The organism is Methylibium sp., assembly GCF_013817365.1.
Classification (GTDB): Bacteria; Pseudomonadota; Gammaproteobacteria; order Burkholderiales; family Burkholderiaceae_C; genus Methylibium.
Genome location: NZ_JACDCU010000015.1, coordinates 1 through 22,217, shown reverse-complemented (window position 1 = coordinate 22,217; position 22,217 = coordinate 1). Strand labels below are relative to the sequence as shown.

General features: G+C 65.0%; 18 protein-coding genes and 2 pseudogenes. 16 read left to right on the top strand and 4 right to left on the bottom strand.

Translation table 11 applies throughout. The features are described 5' to 3' along the window. Window positions 1–214: pseudogene (locus tag H0W38_RS02330) on the bottom strand (hypothetical protein); the annotation flags it as partial. 31 nt (window positions 215–245) lie between these two features. Here H0W38_RS02330 and H0W38_RS02325 point away from each other — a divergent pair. Both H0W38_RS02325 and H0W38_RS02320 read left to right on the top strand, forming a co-directional pair. Next, complete coding sequence (locus H0W38_RS02325) at window positions 246–2,726, top strand: ATP-binding protein (RefSeq protein ID WP_292450902.1); 2,481 nt, start codon at window positions 246–248, stop codon at window positions 2,724–2,726. After that, a complete protein-coding gene (locus tag H0W38_RS02320; protein WP_292450901.1) occupies window positions 2,723–3,124 on the top strand; it encodes a response regulator in 402 nt (133 codons plus the stop codon). The genes H0W38_RS02325 and H0W38_RS02320 overlap by 4 nt, the downstream gene beginning before the upstream one ends. 323 nt (window positions 3,125–3,447) lie before the next feature. On the opposite strand, the gene H0W38_RS02315 is transcribed toward H0W38_RS02320, so the two are convergent. After that, entirely contained in the window at window positions 3,448–4,767 is a 1,320-nt protein-coding gene (locus H0W38_RS02315) for a RepB family plasmid replication initiator protein (protein WP_292450900.1), read from the bottom strand. A 701-nt stretch (window positions 4,768–5,468) separates the two neighbouring features. Between H0W38_RS02315 and H0W38_RS02310 the strand changes: the two genes are divergently transcribed. Together H0W38_RS02310 and H0W38_RS02305 are read left to right on the top strand one after the other, a co-directional pair. Continuing rightward, complete coding sequence (locus H0W38_RS02310) at window positions 5,469–6,743, top strand: AAA family ATPase (protein WP_292450899.1); 1,275 nt, start codon at window positions 5,469–5,471, stop codon at window positions 6,741–6,743. A gap of 4 nt (window positions 6,744–6,747) precedes the next feature. Next, window positions 6,748–7,761, top strand: coding sequence for a ParB/RepB/Spo0J family partition protein (locus tag H0W38_RS02305; RefSeq protein ID WP_292450898.1), 1,014 nt, complete (start codon window positions 6,748–6,750; stop codon window positions 7,759–7,761). 68 nt (window positions 7,762–7,829) lie between these two features. Here the strand turns inward: H0W38_RS02305 and H0W38_RS02300 are convergent, their stop codons facing one another. Continuing rightward, window positions 7,830–8,984, bottom strand: a complete 1,155-nt coding sequence (locus H0W38_RS02300; RefSeq protein WP_292450897.1) for a Fic family protein — start codon at window positions 8,982–8,984, stop codon at window positions 7,830–7,832. A 717-nt stretch (window positions 8,985–9,701) separates the two neighbouring features. On the opposite strand from H0W38_RS02300, the gene H0W38_RS02295 reads away from it, so the two are divergent. The 8 genes and pseudogenes from H0W38_RS02295 to H0W38_RS21995 form a co-directional block, all read left to right on the top strand. Next, window positions 9,702–9,938, top strand: coding sequence for an antitoxin (locus H0W38_RS02295; RefSeq protein ID WP_292450896.1), 237 nt, complete (start codon window positions 9,702–9,704; stop codon window positions 9,936–9,938). 11 nt (window positions 9,939–9,949) lie between these two features. Continuing rightward, entirely contained in the window at window positions 9,950–10,345 is a 396-nt protein-coding gene (locus H0W38_RS02290; RefSeq protein WP_292450895.1) for a type II toxin-antitoxin system VapC family toxin, read from the top strand. Between the two features lie 62 nt (window positions 10,346–10,407). Continuing rightward, complete coding sequence (locus H0W38_RS02285; RefSeq protein ID WP_292450894.1) at window positions 10,408–10,647, top strand: type II toxin-antitoxin system VapB family antitoxin; 240 nt, start codon at window positions 10,408–10,410, stop codon at window positions 10,645–10,647. Window positions 10,648–10,721: 74 nt separating this feature from the next. Continuing rightward, window positions 10,722–10,967 carry a type II toxin-antitoxin system Phd/YefM family antitoxin gene (locus H0W38_RS02280; RefSeq protein ID WP_292450893.1) on the top strand — a complete coding sequence of 82 codons (246 nt, stop codon included), beginning with the start codon at window positions 10,722–10,724 and terminating at the stop codon, window positions 10,965–10,967. Beyond that, entirely contained in the window at window positions 10,967–11,368 is a 402-nt protein-coding gene (locus H0W38_RS02275; RefSeq protein ID WP_292450892.1) for a hypothetical protein, read from the top strand. The genes H0W38_RS02280 and H0W38_RS02275 overlap by 1 nt, the downstream gene beginning before the upstream one ends. Beyond that, the gene (locus tag H0W38_RS02270) at window positions 11,365–13,536 is read left to right on the top strand and encodes a phage integrase family protein (protein WP_292450891.1); all 2,172 of its coding nucleotides are present in this window, start codon (window positions 11,365–11,367) and stop codon (window positions 13,534–13,536) included. Before H0W38_RS02275 ends, H0W38_RS02270 begins: the two co-directional genes overlap by 4 nt. A 32-nt stretch (window positions 13,537–13,568) precedes the next feature. Further along, the gene (locus H0W38_RS02265; RefSeq protein WP_292450890.1) at window positions 13,569–16,325 is read left to right on the top strand and encodes a DEAD/DEAH box helicase; all 2,757 of its coding nucleotides are present in this window, start codon (window positions 13,569–13,571) and stop codon (window positions 16,323–16,325) included. A 3-nt stretch (window positions 16,326–16,328) separates the two neighbouring features. Then, window positions 16,329–16,850, top strand: a pseudogene (locus H0W38_RS21995) (SWIM zinc finger family protein); the annotation flags it as partial. A 65-nt stretch (window positions 16,851–16,915) separates the two neighbouring features. On the opposite strand, the gene H0W38_RS02255 reads toward H0W38_RS21995, so the two are convergent. Beyond that, window positions 16,916–18,484 carry a Mu transposase C-terminal domain-containing protein gene (locus H0W38_RS02255; RefSeq protein WP_292450889.1) on the bottom strand — a complete coding sequence of 523 codons (1,569 nt, stop codon included), beginning with the start codon at window positions 18,482–18,484 and terminating at the stop codon, window positions 16,916–16,918. A gap of 660 nt (window positions 18,485–19,144) precedes the next feature. Between H0W38_RS02255 and H0W38_RS02250 the strand changes: the two genes are divergently transcribed. The 4 genes from H0W38_RS02250 to H0W38_RS02235 all read left to right on the top strand — a co-directional run. Next, window positions 19,145–19,765: a methyltransferase domain-containing protein gene (locus H0W38_RS02250; RefSeq protein ID WP_292450888.1), complete on the top strand. Its 621-nt coding sequence runs from the start codon at window positions 19,145–19,147 to the stop codon at window positions 19,763–19,765. Window positions 19,766–19,832: 67 nt separating this feature from the next. Then, window positions 19,833–20,075, top strand: coding sequence for a hypothetical protein (locus H0W38_RS02245; protein WP_292444963.1), 243 nt, complete (start codon window positions 19,833–19,835; stop codon window positions 20,073–20,075). A 265-nt stretch (window positions 20,076–20,340) separates the two neighbouring features. After that, window positions 20,341–21,570 (top strand): glycerophosphodiester phosphodiesterase, encoded by a 1,230-nt coding sequence (locus tag H0W38_RS02240; protein ID WP_292450887.1) that lies wholly within the window; start codon window positions 20,341–20,343, stop codon window positions 21,568–21,570. A gap of 91 nt (window positions 21,571–21,661) precedes the next feature. Then, window positions 21,662–22,217: PhoD-like phosphatase N-terminal domain-containing protein (locus H0W38_RS02235; RefSeq protein ID WP_292450886.1), on the top strand; the 556-nt coding region annotated here is incomplete at its 3' end.

Genomic DNA, 22,217 nt, shown 5'->3' with positions numbered 1-22,217 from the left:
CGGGAACCGACGCAAGCGCCTTCTCGACCTTGATGCGGTGTTCCCAGTAGTCACCGAAGTCATAGACGTAGTTCAACGTCGCCCTGCGCAGTGCCGTCGTCAACCGAGTGTTCTCGCTCGTGAAGATCCTTGTCTGCAGCCCGAGGAGACAATAGCGACAGGCGCTTCCCGGCCTATTCCGTTGAAACACTCCGGGTCTGCTCAAGGATCTCATATTCCGCCCCCCAGCCAACCAGGACCAGGCAATGCCGCAATGGCTCAGCGATGCGCTCGAGAAAAGCGACTATTTCATGCCCCACGGCCACTGTTACCTGTGGATCCCGTGGCTGCTTTGGCTGCATGTGTTGTCGGACTTCCTAATCGGGGCCGCATACCTCGGCATCGCGCTGATCCTGTGGGCGCTCGTGCGCAAGATCAGGCTGCCGTTCAGTCCTGTCTTCTTCGCGTTCGGGCTGTTCATCGGCCTGTGCGGCATGACGCACTTCATGGAGATCTGGACGGCCTGGAACCCCGATTACATCTTCGAGGGCGTCGTCAAGGCGGCGACCGCGGCCGCCTCGGTTGCGACCGCGATCGGCCTGTTCTACGTGCGCCCGCAGGTGGAGGAGGTCGTAAATGCCGCGCGGCTGTCGGAGGAGCGCCGAATCAGGCTCGAAAGCACTCATGCGGAGCTCGAGGCGATGTTCGCGCGGGTCAGGGAAGCGGAAGAGCTCAGGAGCCAGTTTTTCGCTAATGTCAGTCACGAACTGCGCACGCCGCTGGCGCTGATCCTCGGGCCCGCCGACCAGCTGCTTGGCAGCGACAACCTCACCGATACGCAGCGCCGCCAGCTTGCGAACATCAGCTCGAACGGCCGCGTGCTGCTCAAGCAGGTGAACGATCTATTGGACCTCGCGAAGCTGGATTTCGGCAATGCGCAGCTGGCGCTATCCGGGTTCGACGCGGCCGCCTGGCTCGGACGGATCGCATCGCAGTTCGAAGTCGCCGCCGAACAGCGCGGCATCGACTTCCGCATCGAGGCGCCGGCGGAACTGCCGGTGCAGGCCGATCCGGACAAGCTCGAGCGCGTTGTCGTCAACCTGCTCTCGAACGCGTTCAAGTTCACGCCGCGTGGCGGCACCGTCGTCGCCCGACTTGCCGCGTACGAGGACGGTCGCTTCCGGCTCTCGGTCGATGACTCGGGCCCGGGCGTTCCGCCGGAGCAGCGCGAGCTGATCTTCGAGCGGTTCCGCCAGGTCGAGGGCGACTCGATGCGCGCGCATGGCGGCACCGGGCTTGGACTTGCGATCGTCCAGGAATTTGTCACGCTGCATGGTGGCCATGTGACTGTCGGCGAGTCCGCGCACGGTGGCGCGGCGTTCGAGGTGATCGTGCCGGGGCAGGCGGGCGATGGCAATGCGCCGCCCGGAGTCGAGCCCGGCGCGGATGCGCCGCACGTCGCGCTGCTCGGCGCGCTGCACGAGCTGGCGGTCGACGCCGCGGTCGAATCCGGCGACGCGCGTCCCTCGGTTCCGGGTCGCCCCGAAGTGCTGCTGGTCGAGGACAACGCCGAGATGCGCGCGTTCATCGCCGACGCACTGGCGGAGAACTACAACGTCGTGACCGCAGTCGACGGCCACGATGGGCTCGCGAAGGCATCCGCGATGCGGCCCGACCTCATCGTTACCGACGTGATGATGCCGCGCCTCAGCGGTGACCAGCTGGTTCACGCGCTGCGCTCCGATGCGCAGTTCGACACCGTGCCGATTCTGTTGCTGACCGCGAAGGCCGATGACGAGCTGCGCGTGCACCTGCTCGCGCAGGGCGCGCAGGATTACCTCACCAAACCGTTCCGCCCACAAGAACTCGCGGCGCGTGCGCACAACCTGATCGAGACCAAGCGCGCGGGCGACACGTTGCGCTCGGAACTGGCGACGCTGTCGACCGACCTCGCGGACCTCGCGCGGCAGGTCAGCACGAGGAACCGGCAGCTGAGGATCGCGCTCGAAGCCGCCGAGGTCGCGCGCGAGCAGGCCGAGCAGGCGACGAAGGCGCGGACCTACTTTCTTGGGATGATCTCGCACGAATTGCGCACGCCGCTGTCGACGATCTACCTCAACCTGCAGCTGCTGGCGCGCGACCGCAGCGGGGCGGTGCCTGCGGAGATGGCCTCGCGGCTCGAACGGTCGCTGCGAGCGAGTCAGCAGATGGCGTCGATGGTCGAGGGCCTGCTTGAGTACACGCGTGTCGAGAGTGGGCAACTCGAAGTGCGTACCGAGCCGCTGGACCCGGTCGCGCTGGCCAGGGAAGTCGTCGATCAGCAGATCGATTCCGTGCCGCCTGGTGTCGCGCTCGTATTCGAGCCGTCGGAGGACGAGCTGCGGACGCTCCACAGCGATCGGCGCCTGCTCACGGTGGCGCTCGGCAATCTGATATCGAACGCGCTGAAGTTCACGCAGCAGGGGACGGTTGTGGTGAGCGTCGCGCCGGACGCGGGCGGCTGCCGGTTCGAGGTCGCCGACAGCGGCATTGGAATCGCCGAGGCCGATCTGACGCGTATCTTCGAACCGTTCGAACAGCTTGAGCCGCTGAAGCGCAAGTCGGTGCCCGGTGTGGGTCTCGGCCTCGCGCTAGTGCAGCAGATCGTCCACGTGCTCGGTGGCAAAATAGCCGTTTCCTCACGGATCGGCATGGGCACGACGTTCAAGATGATAGTCCCCGACCGGCAGGACGCGAGCCCGACGTGAACCGCGCGCATGTCCTGATCATCGAAGATGTCGCCGACATCCGCGACACGCTGCGCGACGTGCTCGAGCTGTCCGGCTATCGCGTGCGCACGGCCGAGAACGGCGAGGTCGGGCTGCGGATGATCGCTCAGCCCGATCTGCCGTGCTTGATCCTGCTCGACCTGATGATGCCGGTCATGGACGGCTGGCAGGTGCTTGAGGCGCTCAGGGGCCCGCAAGCCGCCGTGGTTGCCAGCATTCCGGTGATCGTGCTGTCCGGCGTCGCGGACCGCGCCGAGGTGGGCAACCTGCAACGGCGCTTCGGCTGCAAGGTAATGAGCAAGCCCGCCGACATCGATCGCCTGCTCGAGGCGGTCGAAGGCGAGTGCGCGCCGGGCCAAGCGTTCGAGTCGGGGTGATCGGCAAGGCCAAGCGGACAGGGCTGCGCGGATGGCCGGTCCCAACTAAAGGGCACGGAGGGAGTTAATTGAGATAACTCGGCCCGATGGCAGGCCAAATGCTTGAGGAAGGAGTAGTCAATCTCGCGTGTTGCGGGACAGGCTCGTTCGGCTACGAACAGATCGAGTTCAGGGTGGCGATCAACGACGAACAGTTGAAGAACAACGGCGTGCAGGTTGCCACCGCAGGCCCCGCCCGCATCGGGACGGCGCTGCAACTGCTCGGCGAAACGATCTTGTACGGTCTGAATGCTGCTGGTTTCGCGGCCGCGGGCATCGGCGATCTACCGGCCTCCACGCTGCGCAGCGATCGTGAGCAACTCCTGGGGCGTGGGCCTGTCCCAGTCGGCACCCTTGAAAAATCGGATCAGTTCGCCCGTAACCAATGGGTGCTTCCACCCATTGGTTTCGAGCCGCTTGCGGATCGACGGGTGTACGCCGCGCTCATACAGGTGCGCCCGCAGCCGCTCGACCCAGTCCGCTTGCGTCTCGAGCGACAGCGCTTCGAACTCTGCCATCACCAGCGCTCTCCGCGTGCTGACCCATTCAGCGGTCCAGCCTTCCAAGGCTGCAGCCGCAGCGGCGCTGCTAGCTGGTGGGTTGGCACTGCCCTCAGCAGCCTTCTTGGCAGCCGTTGCAGAGTTGGACTCGAGGAGCGCACGCAAGTAGCGGTACGGGTCGCGCAGGGGCTCCGGAAATTCGTTGGCGATGCGCTTCAAAAGTGCGTCGAGCCCAACCGTCATAGCCTCGTTGCCATGCGTCTGGATCAACGCTTCGGCATCTTCAGAGCGTATGCCGGCGGCCGTCGCGCGCACCACCTGAGACAGGTCGACAGGCGCAGGCGGGTGCCGCAATGGCAGCGCTTCCTGCTGTTTCTTCCCTACCCTGAACTGGATGTCGGCGATGAAGCGCCCGGCCTTGTGCTCGATCAGCTCGACGTCGAGGTCTGTCACCGCGTTGACCTCGGCGATAGCGAGCTTCAGCACGTCGCGCTTGAAGAAGCGGTACTCTTGCTTGACCGAGTCTTCGGTATCCGGGCTTCCGGTCAGGACGGGTCGCCACCATGGCCATGGCTGCCGCGCTGTCAGGCCGACATCGCGGTATCGGGCGCAGATTTCGTAGAGCACAACGCCCGAGTGGCGCCTGAGTTGCGAGATGACGTCGAGGCGCAACCTAGCGAACCGTTGCGGCTCAAGCAATTCATGCTTGATGTTGGGCGCGAACGACCACTCAACCCAGTTTTCACCTCTCTGCTTGTAGACCTTCGCGTGGGCTAGAAGACCGGCGACGTTCCATGCCTCGCCCTCCCCTGCCGTCGGCGATTGCCATTCAACCGTCGTGCTGACCATCGCGCGCAGGTGCTGCTTGACGATCTCGCGGGCGTTGGAATTGAAGTCCACGCCGCGCAAGATGCTCTGCAGGGGCGCCCGAAAGACTTCCTGTTCAATACCCTGCTCTTGCGCGATGTAGAGCAACACGTTGTAGGCCTTGCGCGCCAGAACGGTGATCTTGCTAGACCTCGTAGGCACGATAGCCAGCGTGTTGACCGGCTTGCGGAGCGGGTTCTCGGTGAGGTCCCTCTGTGTGGCGCCCTGACGACTCATGTGAAACGGTCCATTCCGTCATCGTAGCGTGAAAAGCATCTTTCACATTCTTTTGCGATGACCTAAACGTCCTCACGTCACGGCTTTTCGTGCCGCGGCGGACGATTGCTCGGTAAGCAGCTGGTACCCAAAAGTCCTCACGTCTCGCAAGCGTCGGTCGCCCAGAAGCCCTCACGTCTCGCTAGCACGTGCGCCCGCAGCCTGTCCGAATCCTGGGCGGCTCATTCGTGGTGTAGGACCGCCGACTTCACAACAGAGAACAGCTTGGGAACGGGGCAGAAGTCACCCAAAACTGCTCACGTGTCAGGCGGCTACGGCCTTTCCTTGCGCCGTCCGGCACTCTGCGACACGCCATGTGCAGTAAACCCATATCCACTCACGAGACAGCCTAGGGACCCTCACACAATGACCCATACCCACTCACCTCACCCCCTAAACAGTCTCACGTCACCTCCTATATCCTCTCACGTAGATTGAGCTAAGTGCTTGATTTAAAACACGTTTTCCGTGTTTAAAGGTCTTATAGGATCTGAAGACTTGGAACCTTATGAACCCCGCGCTGAGGGATTTCGGTTTTGGAAACCAGTACAAGAGCGCGCGCCGTAGCTAACACAGCGTTCAAGCAGTCGACCAGTTGACGAATGTTGGCAGGGAGCGCAGATAAACGTAAAGGGAGCGGTAAACTCGCGCTTGGAGGGTACATGGCAAAACTCAGCATCAAGGCACCAGCCCCGATTGGCCTTGCCGACATCGCAGAACAGGCTGCCCACTCAGTCGAAATGATGTCGCAGATCCGATCTGCAATGTTGTCGCCGACGACGCGCAAGGCAGCACCCATCTGGAACCTGAGTCAGCTCGCACTTCTTCTAGGCATTGAGAAGGGATCGCTCACACATCGAATGGGACGTGGAGATATGCCGCCTGGCACGCTAAACGAAGTAGGAAATCGCCGACAGTTCACTCTGCCTGAGGTTAGGGGCTGGGTGAGGGAGTACCGCAAAGAGAGTTTGCGGCCGAGCGGCGCCGAGGCCGTGACCATCAGTATTGCGAATTTCAAGGGCGGTGTTGGCAAGACGACGACGGCGATCACTTTGGCTCAGGGCATGTCGCTGCTCGGGCACAGGGTGCTTGTCATTGACACTGACCCGCAAGGCTCGTTGACAACCCTGTTCGGGATCTTGCCCGACGCAGAGGTGGAGGAGGAGGACACCATCCTGCCTCTGGTGATGGGCGCAGAGACGTCGATTCGCTATGCGATCCGCCCGACCTATTGGGACGGCATCGACCTGGTCCCAGCGTCGCCTTTGCTTTTTGGAGCGGAATTCGCGCTGCCAGCTCGACAAACCAAGGAGGAAGGTTTCGAGTTCTGGAACGTCCTGAACTATGGCATCGACGACGTGCGCGCCGACTACGATGTCATCGTTATCGACACCCCCCCTGCCCTGTCCTACACGACGATCAATGCACTGTTGGCCAGCAACGGGATCATCATGCCGCTGCCACCCAGCACGTTGGACTTCGCTTCTGCGGCTCAGTTTTGGTCCTTGTTTTCTGATCTGACTACGCAGTTGCTCACCAACCGAGGACACGACAAGCAGTTCGATTTCATGAACATCCTGCTCAGCCGAGTCGACAGCTCGGATGCCACCGGCGCGATCGTCAAGCAGTGGATTCAGAGCACCTATGCCAATCGGGTCTCTGTGCTGCCAATGGAGATACCAAAGTCAGCGGTCACCGCGTCGGCGACGGTTGAGTTCGGTACGGTCTTTGACATCACCAAGTACGACGGCAACGCAAGAACCTTCAAGCGCGCTAGGGATGCCTACGACCTGATGGTGAGCTACATCGAAACTTCGGTTCAATCTGTGTGGCGTCGGCAGGTTGAATCCAACGCAGGCGCGACCGCGATGCCAAGTCCTTCTGCCACGGTGTTGAACCGTTCAACACCCGCTGAAAAGGGGCTGAATAATGGCTAGGAAGATGTTCGAGAAGGCGGGCCTGATCCCTGGTTTGCAGGCCGGGCCAAAGCCGGCTGGCGACAGCGCCCCGGCGGCAGAGCCACCAAAGGCCAAGACGGCGCCGGGAACGATGATGGGTTTCTTGACGGCGCAATCGGGCGCGGTTCAGGAGGCTGAAGCGCTGAAGGCGCGCGTCAAGTCGCTGGAAGAAGAGGCGCCCCTTAGAAAACTCGATCCATCCATCATCCGGCCGTCAAAGTGGGCCAACCGCCACGAAGCGTCGTTTCTCACCGCTGAATTCCAGCAACTGAAGGCTGAGATTGCGGCGGCAGGGGGCAACGTGCAGCCGATCAAGGTTCGCCCTGTGTCGGTGTTGAACGGTTCAACACGCCCGGTTGGACCGACCTTCGAGCTAATCTTCGGGCACCGCAGGCATCGCGCCTGCGCTCAGCTGGGCATTCCGGTTCTTGCGGCCATCGAAGAGGCGTCGGACGTCGGCCTGTTCGAACAGATGGAGCGAGAGAACCGCGGGCGCAAGAATCTGTCTGCCTGGGAGCAGGGCACTATGTACCGAAGGGCACTTGATGAAGGGCTCTATAGCTCACTGCGCCGATTGGCGGAAGGTCTTGGCGTCGACGTTTCGCTGGTGTCCAAGAGCGTTTCCCTGGCGCGGTTGCCTGAAGCTGTCGTCGCGGCATTTCAAAGCCCTCTCGACATCCAGTTTCGTTGGGCTGCGCCGCTGACGGAGGCGATGCAGAAAGACCCAGACGGCACACTTTCGCGAGCGCGCGCTATCGCGGAAACGCGCGGCGATCTGGGCGCGGCCACCATCCTGTCGAAGCTGGTCGGGCTGCCCGAGCCGGCGCCTGGCCAGTCGGCATCTCAGGCTTTGACGATTTCAAAGGCAGGGAAGGTCGCGGCAAGACTCACTGCAGACGCTAAGGGGAGGGCGGTTGTCCGCTTCGAGGCCGGGGCGCTGCCAGAGTCCAAGCGCAAGGCTCTGGTGAAAGTCATCGAAGACTTCCTCAAGGGCTGAAGCCGAATGCTCTACTACGCTCAATTTCCAGGCGGCCGTGAGCCCCGGGGCGAGCCGGGGAGCGGCGATCAGGCCGGCGCCCAGCCTTCGATCTGCAAGTAGTACCGCGTCCCACGGCCAGCGCCTACCTGAACCAGCAAACCCAACGCCGCCAGCTCGATCAGGTCGCGCGATGCCGTTGCTCGCGCGGCACCGGTCAGCCTCTCGTACTTGCGGGTGCTCATGCCGCCCTCGAAGCCCCCTGGACCAGCGTCGAGCAATGCGTTGACGGTCTTGCGCTGGCGCGGGCTGAGGTCCTTGGCGCGGTGCTGGTTCCAGAACATCGCCTTGGCCAGCGATAGGTCGACCACCGACGCTGCCATGTCGAATGCAGCCTGGACCTGCTCTGTGAACCACACGACCCAGGCAGTGACGTCCAGCGCGCCGTGCTGTGCTCGCTCCAGCTGCTCGTAGTACTCGCCACGCCGCGATAGCAGTTGCTGGGAGATTCGTAGCACTCGGCCCGGTTCGCCCGCATCCCGGGCCAGAACAAGATCGACGATGGCACGCCCAACTCGACCATTGCCATCCTCGAAGGGGTGGATCGTCTCAAACCAGAGGTGTGCCAGCGCGGCCTTGACCAGGCCGCTCGGCTCAATTGGACCGTCCAGCCAAGCCAGGAACCTCTCCATTTCCACGGGCACGGCGGCCGAGGGCGGCGCCTCGTAGTGGACCGTCTCGCGGCCGATGCGGCCACTGACGATCTGCATCGGCTCGGCATGTTCCCGGTAGCCTCCGACCCGAATCCGGCTCATGCCCGAATACCCCGTTGGAAACAGCGCAGCCTGCCAAGCATGGAGGCGCTCATGAGTCACCGGCTTGTCGGCCTGGGTTACGGCGTCGTCCATGACGTCCAGCAATCCGTCGACGTGGCGGGGGGTGTTGGTGCTCTTCGACTGAGAGACCCCCAGGCGGCGCGCGATTGACGAGCGGACCGCTTCCAGGTCCAGCCGTTCTCCCTCGATGGCTGCCGTCGAGAGGGCCTCCTGCGTCCAGGTTTCAGCCGCGATCTCTTGGCGCTGCTCGAAGCCGATGGCCGCCAGCTTGCCTTCCACGGCGCCCTGCGCCCGGCGGGCGAGAGCCACGGCCGCCGCCACCTTTGCAGGGTCATACCGCAGGCCAGGCCAACCAGGCTGTCGCCAGACCAGCTCCTGCGGTTGACTTTCCCTCGACGGCGGCGACATGAGTCGATTATGGCTCTAATCGACTCAATCAATGAGTCGCAAATGTCATGCAATCGCTTCGCCGTTCCCGTCTGGCCTGAACCCGTGCCACGGCCCCAGCAGAGCAGGCGCACCCGAGGCTGGCTACCCTAGGACTGCCTTCCGCCGCGCGTCCAGGCGCCGTTGCAGCTCGGCATGAACTGTTTCGGCAGGGCGGTCGGAGCCTATCCGCCGGGCAGCTTCGCTGGAGCGCATTCCTCGAGCTACAAACGTCACCTGAGCATGGCGACGCCTGAGCGTCTCGTCATCACAAAGGGGAGGGTGGGAGACGGAATCCATGCCGGGCTTCAAGTGCGTCCCGATACGACCGCGCTGGGCGGTGGCACGACGCGGAACCTTTGGGACTCTTGGGCCCGGGAGCCTGGTCAAGGCCACGGTGCTGCGCATCCAAAAGCTCAAAGTGATTCGTCTGGCAAGCAGTTTGATACATGATAAGTCATATTATCATGGTACTAGGAAATGAGTGACAAATCCGCCCTTGCCAGATGACAATAATTCAAGTGCTTGATCCGTAAGGTTTTGCGTCGGGCGCCGCTCCCAAGCGGACGTCGGGCGGACGACGGGTGAGTACACGCTCATCGGGAGATCGTGCCGCTGATGTACATCCATGTGTTTACAAAAATCATGATTCGAGTAGGATGTACGTGTACATCCGAAATTAAGCTTCGAGAGATCGTCATGGCCACGACGAAATTGTTCAAGAACGGCAACTCCCAGGCCGTGCGCATCCCGTCCGAGTTGGCATATCCCAGCTGGGACATCGACCTGGTCATCGAACGTGAGGGCGACGAGTTGCGCATTCGTCCGGCGCAGCGACGCGTGGGCGACGTGCTTGCCAAGTTGGCCCGCTTCTCGCCTGATTTCATGAGGGGGGGGCGGGGCGAGAACGTTGAGGGTGAGCGCGAGGCCGTATGACGCCAAAGTACATGCTCGACACCAACATCTGCATCTACCTCATGAAGCATCAGCCGCCAGAGGTCGCGGCGCGCTTTGCGCAGTGTTTTGTCGGCGAGGTGGTTATCTCGGCCATCACGCTGGCCGAGCTCGAGTACGGAGTGGCGTGTTCGGGCGCGTCCAAAGCCCACAACCAAGCTGCCATGGACGGGCTGCTCGACGACATCGTGGTGGCGGCTTTCGAGGCTCGCGCTGCCCGGGCCTACGGGCCGCTTCGCGCTAGCAATCGCGAGAGAAACAAGGACGCGCTGGACAAGCTCATCGCGGCCCACGCGGTGGCTCTGGGCGTCACGCTGGTCACCAACAATGAAGCGGACTTCCGCACTTACCCCGGACTCATGGTCGAGAACTGGGTGGCTGGTCACTGAGTGCCGGTGCAGGATGTCGCAGGCGATGCGCACACACTTCGCAGTCCAAGACAGAGTTTGCGATGAGAACCACGGTGACGATCGACGACGAGCTTTATGAGCGAGCCCTCAAATTGGCCGGTCCAGCCATGGACAAGGTCGACCTGTGCCGCGAGGCGATCAAGATCGCGACGTTCGTGCGGGTGCAGGCAGGCAAGCGACTGGCGGCAATGGGTGCTGCCGGGCGTGAAATGTCCGAAGTGCCGCGCCATCTCGCCGAGCCTCGCAATGAGTCGACACGCGCTGGCCACAAATCCGCCTAACAGATTGGGGGGCGATGCGCCTACTAGACAGCCAGACGTCGCTAAGCCAGTGCCCCCGGCCGGGAGACCTCATCATGACCACCGTCGGCATCTTCGAAGCCAAGAGCCGCCTTTCCGAACTCGTGGCGCGCGCGGCGCGCGGGGAGGAGATCGTCATCACCCGACATGGTGAGCCGGTCGCCCGCCTGATGCCGCCCCGCGTTCCGGACGCGCTCGGCCAAGCGCATGCCCTGGCGACGAGGATCCGATCCAGCCGCGCTGGCCAGGCGCCGGGCGATGGGGTCGCGATCCCGGACATGATCGAAGAGGGCCGGCGCTGATGGGGCAGGAGGCCCGGCCGGCTCGGGAGCCGCCGTCCGGCCCGGCGCCGGCGGGCTGGGTGATCGACGCCTCGGTCACGATGGCGTGGTTCTTCGCGGACAAGGTCACTTCGTTCACCGAGGGGCTGCTCGATGCGCTCGGCATACAGGCGCTGTGGGCGCCTGGGCTCAGGGTGCCCAAGTGCACCCACGTTCTTCAAAACGGCTTCGAGCGCTACAACCAGGTCGTGCGCAGGGAGTACGACGGGGTGCCGGGGTTTCGGTACGGAAAAGCCAGGGTGCAGGTGCTGCAAAGCTTGCTCGACCGGCCGCGGCTGTACCACGGTGAGGGGGCGGTGGCCCTGCTCGACAGCCAGGCCCGCATCAACCTCGCCGCCGCACTGTCACGGCTCGCGCAATGAACGCCCGCGACGACAAGGCACTGGCCGGTGCTAGCACGAGGGGCGACCGCGCAGGGCAGGGCGCTCCGGCGCCACTGCTCGGTACGTCCACCCGCACCCTGTCGCGCAGCCTCGCCTCGGTCAGCGCCGCACGGCAGCGAAAGCTGCACGTCGGCCACTTCGCTTTCATGCGCTCGGTGGTCCAGGGTCTCGATCCCCGCGAGAGTTGGGAGCGCTACTTCCGTGTCGAAGGCGAGGCCACCGACCAGCGCACCGTGCGCGCCACCATCGCCTGGATTCGCGACGAGTTCGCAGCCGCTGCAAAGCGCCAGGATCGGTACGGCACGGCGCGCCTGGTCCGCATCGACGCCACCCGCATCGCCGACCCGTCGCTTGAACTCCCGAGCCTCGAAGCTTTCGCCGAAGCGCAGGGCCTGGAACACGAGCGCCAGGCCGAGCAGATGGCCGCCTACGAAGCCGAGTACGGCCGCGCGACGCAGCGACTGCGGCGGCGCGCCCGCCTGGTCGCCCGCCAGCTCGAAGCGCTGCGCTGGCTTGAAGGCCTCGTCGCCCAGTCCCCGAAGGCCGGCGATTCGGTTGCCGCCTGGCTGAACCCGACACTGGCCAGCCACTTGGAGGCGGCCGACATCTTCACGCTGGCCCAACTGGTCGAGCGCATCAACGGCGTCGGCCGACGGTGGCACGCCGGTATCAAGGCGATGGGGGAGAGCAAGGCCCTGCGCATCGTGGATTGGCTTCGCGAGCACCAGGACAGCATCGAGCTTCAGCTTGGCCGCCATGTGGCGATGGCGCGCAGCAAGCTCTACGTACACGAACTCAACGCCGTGGTCGCGCCGGCCACGGCCATCCGCCCGTTGGAAAAGTTCATCGTGCCGGCCGAGCTGGATGGCACGCGCGGGCTGTACCGGCGCCCGCAGACCCAGTGCCTGCTGAAGGCGACCAACGACTACCAGGCCATCCTCGCCTGGCTGCGTTCCAAGCACGGCCTCACACCAGATCAGAAGGCCCACCTCAAGGCCCGTCGCCGGCACCGCGATGTCATGGGCAACCACGGCGTCGAGCAAAGCATGGACTGGCTGCAGGCGCTGTCGAACACGCAGCGCGCGTATCGGAAAGAAGCCGAGCGCTTCTTGCTTTGGGCCATCACGCACAAGGGCAAGGCCTTGTCCTCGATGAGCAACGAGGACTGCATCGAGTACCGGGACTTCCTGGCCGACCCGCAACCGCGCAGCCGCTGGTGTGGCGATCGTGGACGCGAGCGCTGGTCGCCGCTGTGGCGGCCGTTTGAAGGGCCGTTGTCGGCGTCGGCGCAGCGACATGCGGTCACGATCTTGAAGAACCTCTATGGGTTCTTGGTGGACCAGAACTACCTGATGGGGAACCCGTGGTCGGCGGTCGGCGTGCCACGCACCGCGGGGCCCAAGGTGAACGCCGGGCGAAGTTTCAGCCTGGCGCAGTGGGACTTCATCGAAGAGCAGTTGAAGATGCTGCCGGCGACTTCCGCAAACCAACGCCTGACCTTCGGGCTGCACCTGCTCTATGCGACTGGGCTTCGGCTGTCGGAAGTTGTGGCTGCCACGGTCGACGACATGCAGTGGGTCGAGTACCCGGCCGATGCGCACGACGACGAACCGATGCAGGGCTGGCTGCTGCGCGTCGTCGGCAAGGGCCAAAAGGAACGCGAGGTGCCGCTGCCGGCCGACGTGGTGGGCGAACTGGCGAGGTACCTGGCTTCGCGGGGACTTGACGCGGACCCGGAGGACATCGGCAATCAGGGTGCGTTCCTGCTCGGCAAGGCCAGCGACGCTGCGCAACGCGCGCCCGGGCTCAGCACCGGGCAAGCGATTGACCCTCGGCAGGGGATCGCTGCGACGACGTTCTACGACCAGATCAAGGCGTTTTTTGCGGACTGTGCCAGCGTGCTGCGGGGGCAGGGCGATGCAAAGGGAGCAGAGCGCTTTGCGCGGGCCAGCACGCATTGGATGCGCCACTCGCACGCGAGCCACGCAATCGCCGGCGGGATGCCCATCGAGATCGCGCAGCAGAACCTGGGGCACGCGTCGCTGGCAACCACGACCGTCTACGTCACGACCGAGAAGCGCCGGCGGATGAGAGCCGTGGAGACGTTTTGGGGAACCGGCCGCGCAGTGGGGAAGAGCGCAGAGTGAACAAAACCGTGGGAGGCTCGGCGGGCGCCCCGATGAGCCCCTTGCCGTCGGACAACGCGGACAGCACGCTTCACGCCGCGGGCTCGCCGGTGTTCACGCCGCACGGCCGTCTCACCTTGAGTCCTGCGGTCGAGGCGCCCTTGCTTGAAGCCGCCACCGCGGGCCGCCTTCTGCAGGCGTTCACGCGCGGCTCGGGCCATGGCCTGCTGCAGCTCGGCGCGGGCGAGGTGGCGAGCGCGCTGCCTGCAGTCCTGTCTTATTGGCGTGATTTCGCGGCGCGCTACGTCACCGCGTTGTGCACACTGCCGGACGCCGAAGAGCGCGGCGCCCCGGTTCATGTCGCTCCACCCGCCGACGAGGTGTTGGCGTCGCTGGCCGATGCCGCGCCTCCCATGGAGGGCGCCGAGTACCTGACGGGGACCGCCCTTGCCGCACTCTGGCGAGACCTCGACGCGGCGTTTGCCGCCGAGCTGATCGAGGCGGGCGGCACCGTTCAGGACTTCCTCCGACGCCACGACCCGGCCTGGAACCTCGTCGGTCGCGTGCACTTCAATCTGGCCGAGAACCGCAAGGACGACGAGGCGCCGTTCGCATTCGTCGCCACCTACACGACCCGGCTGTCCAGGCAGTCCAAAGCCCAGCACCTTCCCCTGGGGCGGGCGCTGCGAGAGTACGCCGACGCGTCGAACCAGGAACTGCTGTCACTGCTGCTGCCAGTCCAGCGAGCGGCGCAGCAGTGCGCCTGGCTCAAGGCGATGGTCGACAGCGGCGAGATCTTCCATCCCTTGCGCTGGACACCGGAAGACGCCTTCGCGCTGCTGCGCGACGCCGCGACACTGGAGACGGCGGGGATCGTCCTGCGCATGCCCGCCCGCTGGCGCGCAGGGCGGCCAGCCCGCGCCCAAGTGACGGCCACCCTCGGTGCGGCGACCCCCTCGACGCTGGGACGCGACGCCCTGCTGGACTTTCAGATGGACGTCACGCTCGAAGGCGAACCGCTCAACGCCGGCGAGATCGAGGCCTTGCTCGCCCAGTCCAACGGGCTTGCGCTCATTCGCGGCCACTGGGTCGAGATCGACCACGACAAGCTCACCGCGGTGCTCGAGCGTTATCAGCACGCGCAGGAGGCCGCTTCGTCGGGAGGCTTGAGTTTCGGCGATGCCATGAGGATGCTCGCGCGCGCCGATCAAGCAGATACAGGGGCCGCCTCCGAAGCCGGCGCGGATTGGTCGCAGGTGGTGGCTGGTCCCTGGCTTGCCGACACACTGCACGGTCTGCGCAGCCCGCAGGCACTCGACGCGCTGGACCCGGGGCCGGCGTTACAGGCGACGCTGCGGCCCTATCAGCAGGTCGGCGTGCGCTGGCTGCATCTGCTGGCCCAGCTCGGCCTGGGTGCGTGCCTGGCCGACGACATGGGGCTGGGCAAGACCATCCAGGTGCTGTCGTTGCTGCTGATTTTGAAGCGGGTGGACCTGAAGCGCACCGACGCCCGAACGTCGGCGAAGCCAAGCCTGCTGGTCGCCCCGGCGTCGCTGCTCGGCAACTGGGCGAGCGAGATCGCGCGCTTCGCGCCGAGCCTCGATGTGCTCGTGGCGCATCCCTCTGCGTTGCCCGCCAACGAACTGGCAGCGATCGACGCAGACCGACTGGCCAAGCTCGACCTCGTCATCACCAGCTACGGCACGCTGTTGCGCCTGCCGTGGCTGAAGGAGACGCCATGGCGTCTCGTCGTCATTGACGAGGCGCAGGCGATCAAGAATCCGAATGCCAAGCAGACCCGCGCCACCAAGCAGCTCGGCGCCGAGGCCCGGATTGCCCTGACCGGCACGCCGATCGAGAACCGGCTCGGTGACCTGTGGTCGATTTTTGATTTCATCAACCCCGGGCTGCTGGGCTCTTCCAAGCAATTCGCCACGCTGGTCAAGCGCCTGGCCGAGCGACCCCACAACCCCTACGGTCCGCTGCGCGAGCTGGTGCGCCCCTACATCCTGCGGCGCATGAAGACCGATAAATCGGTGATTGCCGACCTGCCCGACAAGACCGAGGTCAGGGCGTACTGCCCGCTCAGTCGCAAGCAGGCCGCGCTCTACCAGGCGGCAGTCGTTGAGCTCGCGGCCCACCTCGACCAGGCCGACGGCATTCAACGCCGCGGCATCGTGCTCGCGTTCCTGATGCGCTTCAAGCAGATCTGCAACCACCCGTCCCAATGGCTGGGGGACAACGCTTGGGGTGAAAACGACAGCGGCAAGTGGGGCCGCCTGCGCGAGCTCGCCGAGGTCATTGCGGCCAAGCAGGAGAAGGTGCTGGTGTTCACGCAGTTTCGGGAGATGACGGCGCCGCTTGCGGCCTTTCTCGGTTCGGTGTTCGGACGCCCGGGCCTGGTTCTGCACGGTGAGACTGACGTGAAGAAAAGGCAGGAGCTGGTTCGGCGTTTCCAGGGCGACGAGGCGCTGCCCTTCTTCGTGCTCTCGCTCAAAGCCGGCGGCGCCGGGCTCAACCTCACCGCCGCCTCACACGTCATTCACTTCGACCGCTGGTGGAACCCGTCGGTGGAGAATCAGGCTACCGACCGCGCCTTCCGGATCGGGCAGCGACGCAACGTGCTCGTGCACAAATTCGTCTGCCGGGGCACGGTCGAGGAAAAAATCGACGAGCTCATCGAGGCCAAACGCCAGCTGTCGACGGATTTGCTCGAAGGGGGCGCGGAGTTGATGCTGACCGAGATGAAAGACGACGAACTGCTCAAGCTGGTCGCGCTCGACATTCAATCTGCGATGGCGGAGAACTGAACCATGTCCTTCGGCTGGAAACCGTATGTCAGCGTGGCCGAGCGGCGCAAGAAGGCCGAGCGTGAAATGGCCAAGCTGCGCAAGAAGGAGCACTCGCATTCGCCGGTGACCATTCAAGGGCGCAAGCTCGGGACGACGTTCTGGGGCAAAGCCTGGTGCGACAACCTCGAGTCGTACAGCGACTTTGCCAACCGGCTTCCGCGCGGGCGAACCTATGTTCGCAACGGTTCGGTGGTCGATCTCCAGGTGAACGGCGGCGAGATCCGGGCCATGGTCATGGGCTCTGAGCTGTACAAGGTGACCGCGAGGGTCTCCCCGATCCCGAAGGCGCACTGGAGCGCGATCTGCAAGGACTGTTCGGGCTCGATCGATTCGCTGGTCGAACTCCTGCAGGGGCGCCTCTCCAAGGCGGTCATGGAGCGCGTTTGCCAGCAGAGGGTGGGTCTCTTTCCAGCCCCCGCGGAGATCAAGCTGTCGTGCAGCTGCCCGGACTGGGCCTCGATGTGCAAGCATGTGGCGGCCGTGCTCTACGGCATCGGCGCCCGGCTCGACGAGCAGCCCGAGCTCGCGTTCAAGCTGCGCGCCGTCGATCACGCTGAGCTGATCGTCAGCGCCGCGAAGGGACGCACCCTCTCGACGAAGACGCCTACATCGGCGAAAGTTCTCGACGGTGACGACCTCTCGGCGCTCTTCGGTCTCGAGATGGAGGGCACGCAGCCCGAGCCGAAAACCAAGGCAAGCGTGAAGGGTCCGTTGCGTCCGTCGCCCAAGAAGAAACTGACGGAGCCAGGCCGTTCGCCAGCGAAGGCGTCGGGCGCCAAGCTTCTTGCATCCGCTGCTTTGCCGAAGGCACCCAAAGCCAAGGGACGGGCGACGGATGCCGGCAAGCGCAAGGCCCAGTCGAAGCAATGATCGTTCAAGGCGGCCTGTTTGCGTGCGGGAACTTTCGCGCGCCGTCGGGTAGTCGATCCAGTGATCCTCGCCCATGTGCGCAAGACGCCGGTCGTCGTCGAGCTCGGCGGCAAGCGCAAGTCCGCGAACGGCACTTCCAGGTAGTCGCCCTCGTGCGGCACGTACAGCTTCGACAGATTGCGCGGGTCGAAGTGCAACACCAGCCGCTCGCGGCGCGCCAGCCACTGCGCGAAGATCGGGTGCCAGTAGCGCAGGTGCTCGAAGACGATGCCGTCGCGGCGCAGCGTGCGGCTAGAGGCCGGCAGGAACGCGATCCGAAAGCGCTTGAGCGGCCCGGGGGCAAGGGCCGGGGCAGGGTGCAGTGCCCAGGCGCCGGCGGGTGTGCCGCCCTTCAAACCACGGTGCGGTTCCTGGTGGTAGCGGCCGACGATCTGCTGCGCGAACCAGGCCTCGAGCTCGCCGAGGGTCAATGCGGCATGCTTGTCGGGGTCATACGAGCGCCGTGCCTTGGGCGAGCCGCCGGTGGCGCCGGGCAGGGCCTTGAGCTTGCTCATCTTGGTGCCGATGAGCCGCTCGATGTGGCCGCCGTGATGCGGGCGCTCTCGGTAGACGAGCTCGATGCCGTATTGGCCGCAGCCGCGGCGCAGCGCCTTGCTCTTGAACTCGGCTGCGCCATCGAGGTGAAGCGTCTTGGGCAGGCCCGCCATCGGCCACTCGCCTGTGAGCCCGAGTTGCTTTAACCAGGCGCCCTTGGGCGAAACGATGAGGGTCATGCACAGCGACACGGTGCCGGCGCCGGGCGGCACGAAGGAGATGACGAAGCCGACGACGCAGCGCATGGCCACGTCGGTGGCCATCGTCAGGTAGGGCTTGCCCAGCGGTTGCCGGTACAGGTCGTCCACCACCACGATGTCCATCGGCGTGTGGTCGATCTGCACGACGTCCAGAGGACGCGAAACAATGAACGAGCCGGGCGAGATGCGGGGGTCGGCGGTGCCCGGTGCGGCCACGCCGCGGCGGAGGATCTTGACGCCCTTAGCGCGCTTGAGGCGTCGGTCGATAGCCGGGCGAGAATGGCAGCGGACGCGCAGCAGCCGGCACCGCGCGCCGACTTCCTCGACCAGGTCGACCACGCGCAGCGGCCCCGGCTTCTTGCGCAGGGCGTTGATGGCTTCTTCGACGGCTTGTTCTTGCTTGGCCGACAGGCGAGTTGCAGGGGGCTTCCAACCGCGCTTCAGGCCCAGCACAGTGGCTTCGTCAACGGATTGCAGACGGTCGCGGTAGCGGTACCCGGTCCGCCAGCTTACCCCGAGGCGCTTGGCCAGGCGTTCGGCCGTGGCGAGGGCCAGCGGTGCATCACCGAGCGATCGAATCGTCTCAACAACGCGTTCGACGTGTGTCCATCTTGCGTCAGCAATCTGTTCGAGTCGACCGGCGGCTCGGTTGTGGGCTGGCAGGGACTTCGCGGCAGGCTTCTTGGCCACTACAACGACGCAGGATCAGTGCAAACACGTTGCCAGTTTTTGCGTTCGTCGTGCCACGCATTGCCAGAGAATTCGTTCAAAGCGCGCGCAGCGTCGCGATCTGGCAACAGACGGCAACGCCGGTAAGAGTGCCATTCAGGCCGCGCCAGATCTGGCGCTTGCAAGAGATGACCGTTGTCAGATCATTCGTTCAAATTGCCAGATTATTCGTTCTTCGACACCAGGGGCACCACCATCCGGCGGCCGACCCAGGCACGCAACATGCGCACCGCCATCGCAAGGAGCCGCTGACGCAGTTGCACGAGCACTTTCCGGACGAGCACCACTGGCATTCGCATCGACCGGCGCCCGATCTTGATTGGCCCGCAGCAACGCGAGCGCGGCGCTATCCTTCAGCCGTGTGTGCACCGGCAAGGCTGGAACATGAGTGGGAATCCCAGTGTCGAGTTCTTCGACAAGCAGTTCGAGCGGCAGGTTCGCGAGCACGACCTCGCGCTCAATCCCTTCGAGCTGGCGGCGCTGCCGCATCTGAACGGACGCGTACTGGATCTGGGGTGCGGCATGGGCAACCTCGCGGTGGCGGCTGCGCGGCGTGGCTGTTCGGTGCTCGCGCTCGATGGCAGTGCGACGGCCATCGAGCATTTGCGTAGCGTCGCGGCCGCCGAGCGCCTCGACGTGGAGGCACCTCAAGTCGACCTGAGTCACTACGAGATCGGCGAAACGTTCGACACGAGCGTGTCGATCGGCTTGCTGATGTTCTTCGATTGTCCGAGCGCCCGGTGGTCTCTTGGCGACATCCAGGCGCACGTCCGCGAAGGCGGCACGGCGATCGTCAACGTGCTGATCGAAGGCACGACCTACCTCGACATGTTCGATGCCGATCGCCACTGCCTGTTCGAGCGTGCCGCGCTGGCAGACCACTTTGCCCAGTGGGAGGTGTTGCGCTCGGAGTTCAGCGACTTCGAGGCGCCCGGCGGGCGGATCAAGTCCTTCGCCACCGTGATCGCGCGCAAGCCGCACGCCGCCGCTGCGGCCGTGACATAGGCCAGGCGCGGACCCGAGCCCTTTGCGCCGGCCTGCGCCTTGCCAGCCGTGTTGGAAGCATGCCGCGATGCGATCGAGTTGCACATGGGGACCGCGCCTGGACATCGAGACCGACATCGCGCGGCTGCGGGCTCAGCTCGCGTTCCCGATTCAGCCGGACGGCGCCGATGACGGGACGGCCTTCGCCGCCCGCCCGAGCACGTGGACCTGCACCATGACGATCCACCCGACTTCGCGGCGCGTGCTCGCCGCCGTCCTGCTCGCAACCGTGCTGGCCGCCGACGGCTATGCGTCTATTCGCTGGGTATGAACTGAACCGGGGCATGAGCCATTCAAGATCTCCTTCGACGCTGACGGAGCTGTCTTCGCAGGCATAGGCGTGGTGAGGCAGGCCTGAGAGCCGTCCTGGTGCCGCCGAGCGACGATGCTGTCGATGCGCCAGCCGTCTTGCATCGAGAGATGCTGCGAAGGGGCGCCGCAAAACCGGCGGTCACTGGCCTTCCCGGTTGGCATGTCACCCCGGCGTCACGCGCCCTGCCTATCGTGCGGCTGGTCCATCCCTCGCAGAGCACTCCATGATCAAGCTTCTGACTGCCGGCGTCGCGACGCTGACCCTGATCGCCGGCCTGGCTGGCTTCACGGCATCAGCTGCCGCGTCCGAGCGATGGAAGCACGGGCATCGGCGAGCGCCGGCGGAGGCGCCGCTCGTGATCGGCCACCGCGGTGCGAGCGGCTATCTGCCCGAGCACACGCTCGAAGGCTACGCGCTGGCCATCGAGCTCGGCGCCGACTTCATCGAGCCGGACTTGGTGGCGACCCAGGACGGTCACCTGATCGTGCGGCATGAGCCCAACATCCTTAACACGACCGACGTCGCGAGCCGGCCCGAGTTCGCTTCGCGCCGACGCACGGCGGTGGTCGACGGTTTCGCCGAGGAAGGCTTCTTCGCTTCAGACTTCACCCTCGCCGAGATCCGCAGCCTGCGTGCCAAGCAAGCCTTTGCCGAGCGGCCGCAGCAGTTCAACGGCCGATTCGGTATCCCGATCTTCGACGAAGTGATCGAACTGGCCAAGCGCAAGTCCAAGGAGGTCGGCCGCCGCGTCGGTGTGTACCCCGAAACCAAGCACCCCACCTACCACGCTCAGCTCGGCCTGCCGCTCGAGGAGCGCCTGCTGGCCGTGCTGACGCGCCACGGCTGGAACTACCGCGAGGCGCCCGTATTCATCCAGTCGTTCGAACAGTCCAACCTCAAGGCCCTGAACCGCATGACGCGCGTGCGGCTCATACAGCTGATAGATGCCAACGACGTCAAGCCCGACGGCACGCTCGATTACAGCGCTCCGTTCGACCGTCCCTACGACTGGACGGCCTCTCGAGACCCCCAGCTGCTGGCGCGCACCTTCGGCTACTTCGCGACCGACGCGGGCCTGCAGGAGGTTGCGTCCTACGCCGACGGTATCGGGCCCTGGAAGCGCTACATCGTCTCGACCGTCGCCGATCCGGCCGGCAGCGGCCCGGGCGAGGCGAGCCTGAAGCTGGCACCGCCGAGCGATCTGGTCGCACGCGCCCACCAGGCCGGCTTGCTGGTGCATCCCTACACCTTTCGCAGCGAGCAGCCTCGCCTCGCCGGCGACTACGCGGGGAATCCGCTCAACGAGTACCTGCAGTTCTACGCACTCGGCGTTGACGGGCTGTTCTCGGATTTCCCCGACACCGCGGTCGCTGCGCGCGCCCTGCACCGGTTGCAGGTCGACCCCGAGTACGCCGAATGCCTGACCCGCTCGGTGCGGCGAGCCTGCGACTGAGTTCACCGCGAGTGGGTGCGGTCAGAGCCGCCTGACTCGTGTCGCTTTTCTGGCGTCCTCCATCGTCCCGACCGAAACACTGGAGTCCTTCATGAACGATCGCATCGAGAATCATCGCCGTCGGTTCCTCAAAACCACCGCGGCTGCTTTTGGCGTTGCCACATTACCGCGCTGGGCACAGGCGCAATCAGCACCGGCCGTCATCACCGACCCGAGCGCACGCCCCGTCGCGGCCCAGGGCCTGCAGTTCGGCGATTCCCGCGCAGGATCCGCCATCGTGTGGAGCCGAAGCGACCGCCCGGCGCGCTTGATCGTGGAGTACGCGCTCGACGAGCAGTTCGCAGATGCCAGGAAGGTCATCGGCCCTCACGCACTGAAATCGACCGACTACACGGTCCGCCAGGAACTGGTCGGTCTGCCGCCGGGGCGCGACGTGTTCGTGCGTGCCAGCTTCCAGGGCCTGGACAACAGCCGTGCGTTGAGCGAGCCGGTGCTCGGCCGCTTGCGCACCCCTTCGCTCAGCGCTCGCGACATCCGGTTCGTCTGGGGCGGTGACACCGCCGGTCAGGGCTGGGGCATCAACCCGGCCTTCGGCGGCATGCGCATCTACGAAGCGATGCGCAAGCGCCGACCGCACTTCTTCATCC

Bases quoted from the DNA above. Each gene is read 5' to 3' on its own strand.
- H0W38_RS02325 (WP_292450902.1), top strand. From the start codon at position 246: ATGCCGCAATGGCTCAGCGATGCGCTCGAGAAAAGCGACTATTTCATG.
- H0W38_RS02315 (WP_292450900.1), bottom strand. From the start codon at position 4,767: ATGAGTCGTCAGGGCGCCACACAGAGGGACCTCACCGAGAACCCGCTC.
- H0W38_RS02310 (WP_292450899.1), top strand. From the start codon at position 5,469: ATGGCAAAACTCAGCATCAAGGCACCAGCCCCGATTGGCCTTGCCGAC.
- H0W38_RS02305 (WP_292450898.1), top strand. From the start codon at position 6,748: ATGTTCGAGAAGGCGGGCCTGATCCCTGGTTTGCAGGCCGGGCCAAAG.
- H0W38_RS02300 (WP_292450897.1), bottom strand. From the start codon at position 8,984: ATGTCGCCGCCGTCGAGGGAAAGTCAACCGCAGGAGCTGGTCTGGCGA.
- H0W38_RS02295 (WP_292450896.1), top strand. From the start codon at position 9,702: ATGGCCACGACGAAATTGTTCAAGAACGGCAACTCCCAGGCCGTGCGC.
- H0W38_RS02290 (WP_292450895.1), top strand. From the start codon at position 9,950: ATGCTCGACACCAACATCTGCATCTACCTCATGAAGCATCAGCCGCCA.
- H0W38_RS02285 (WP_292450894.1), top strand. From the start codon at position 10,408: ATGAGAACCACGGTGACGATCGACGACGAGCTTTATGAGCGAGCCCTC.
- H0W38_RS02280 (WP_292450893.1), top strand. From the start codon at position 10,722: ATGACCACCGTCGGCATCTTCGAAGCCAAGAGCCGCCTTTCCGAACTC.
- H0W38_RS02275 (WP_292450892.1), top strand. From the start codon at position 10,967: ATGGGGCAGGAGGCCCGGCCGGCTCGGGAGCCGCCGTCCGGCCCGGCG.
- H0W38_RS02270 (WP_292450891.1), top strand. From the start codon at position 11,365: ATGAACGCCCGCGACGACAAGGCACTGGCCGGTGCTAGCACGAGGGGC.
- H0W38_RS02265 (WP_292450890.1), top strand. From the start codon at position 13,569: ATGAGCCCCTTGCCGTCGGACAACGCGGACAGCACGCTTCACGCCGCG.
- H0W38_RS02250 (WP_292450888.1), top strand. From the start codon at position 19,145: ATGAGTGGGAATCCCAGTGTCGAGTTCTTCGACAAGCAGTTCGAGCGG.
- H0W38_RS02245 (WP_292444963.1), top strand. From the start codon at position 19,833: ATGCGATCGAGTTGCACATGGGGACCGCGCCTGGACATCGAGACCGAC.
- H0W38_RS02240 (WP_292450887.1), top strand. From the start codon at position 20,341: ATGATCAAGCTTCTGACTGCCGGCGTCGCGACGCTGACCCTGATCGCC.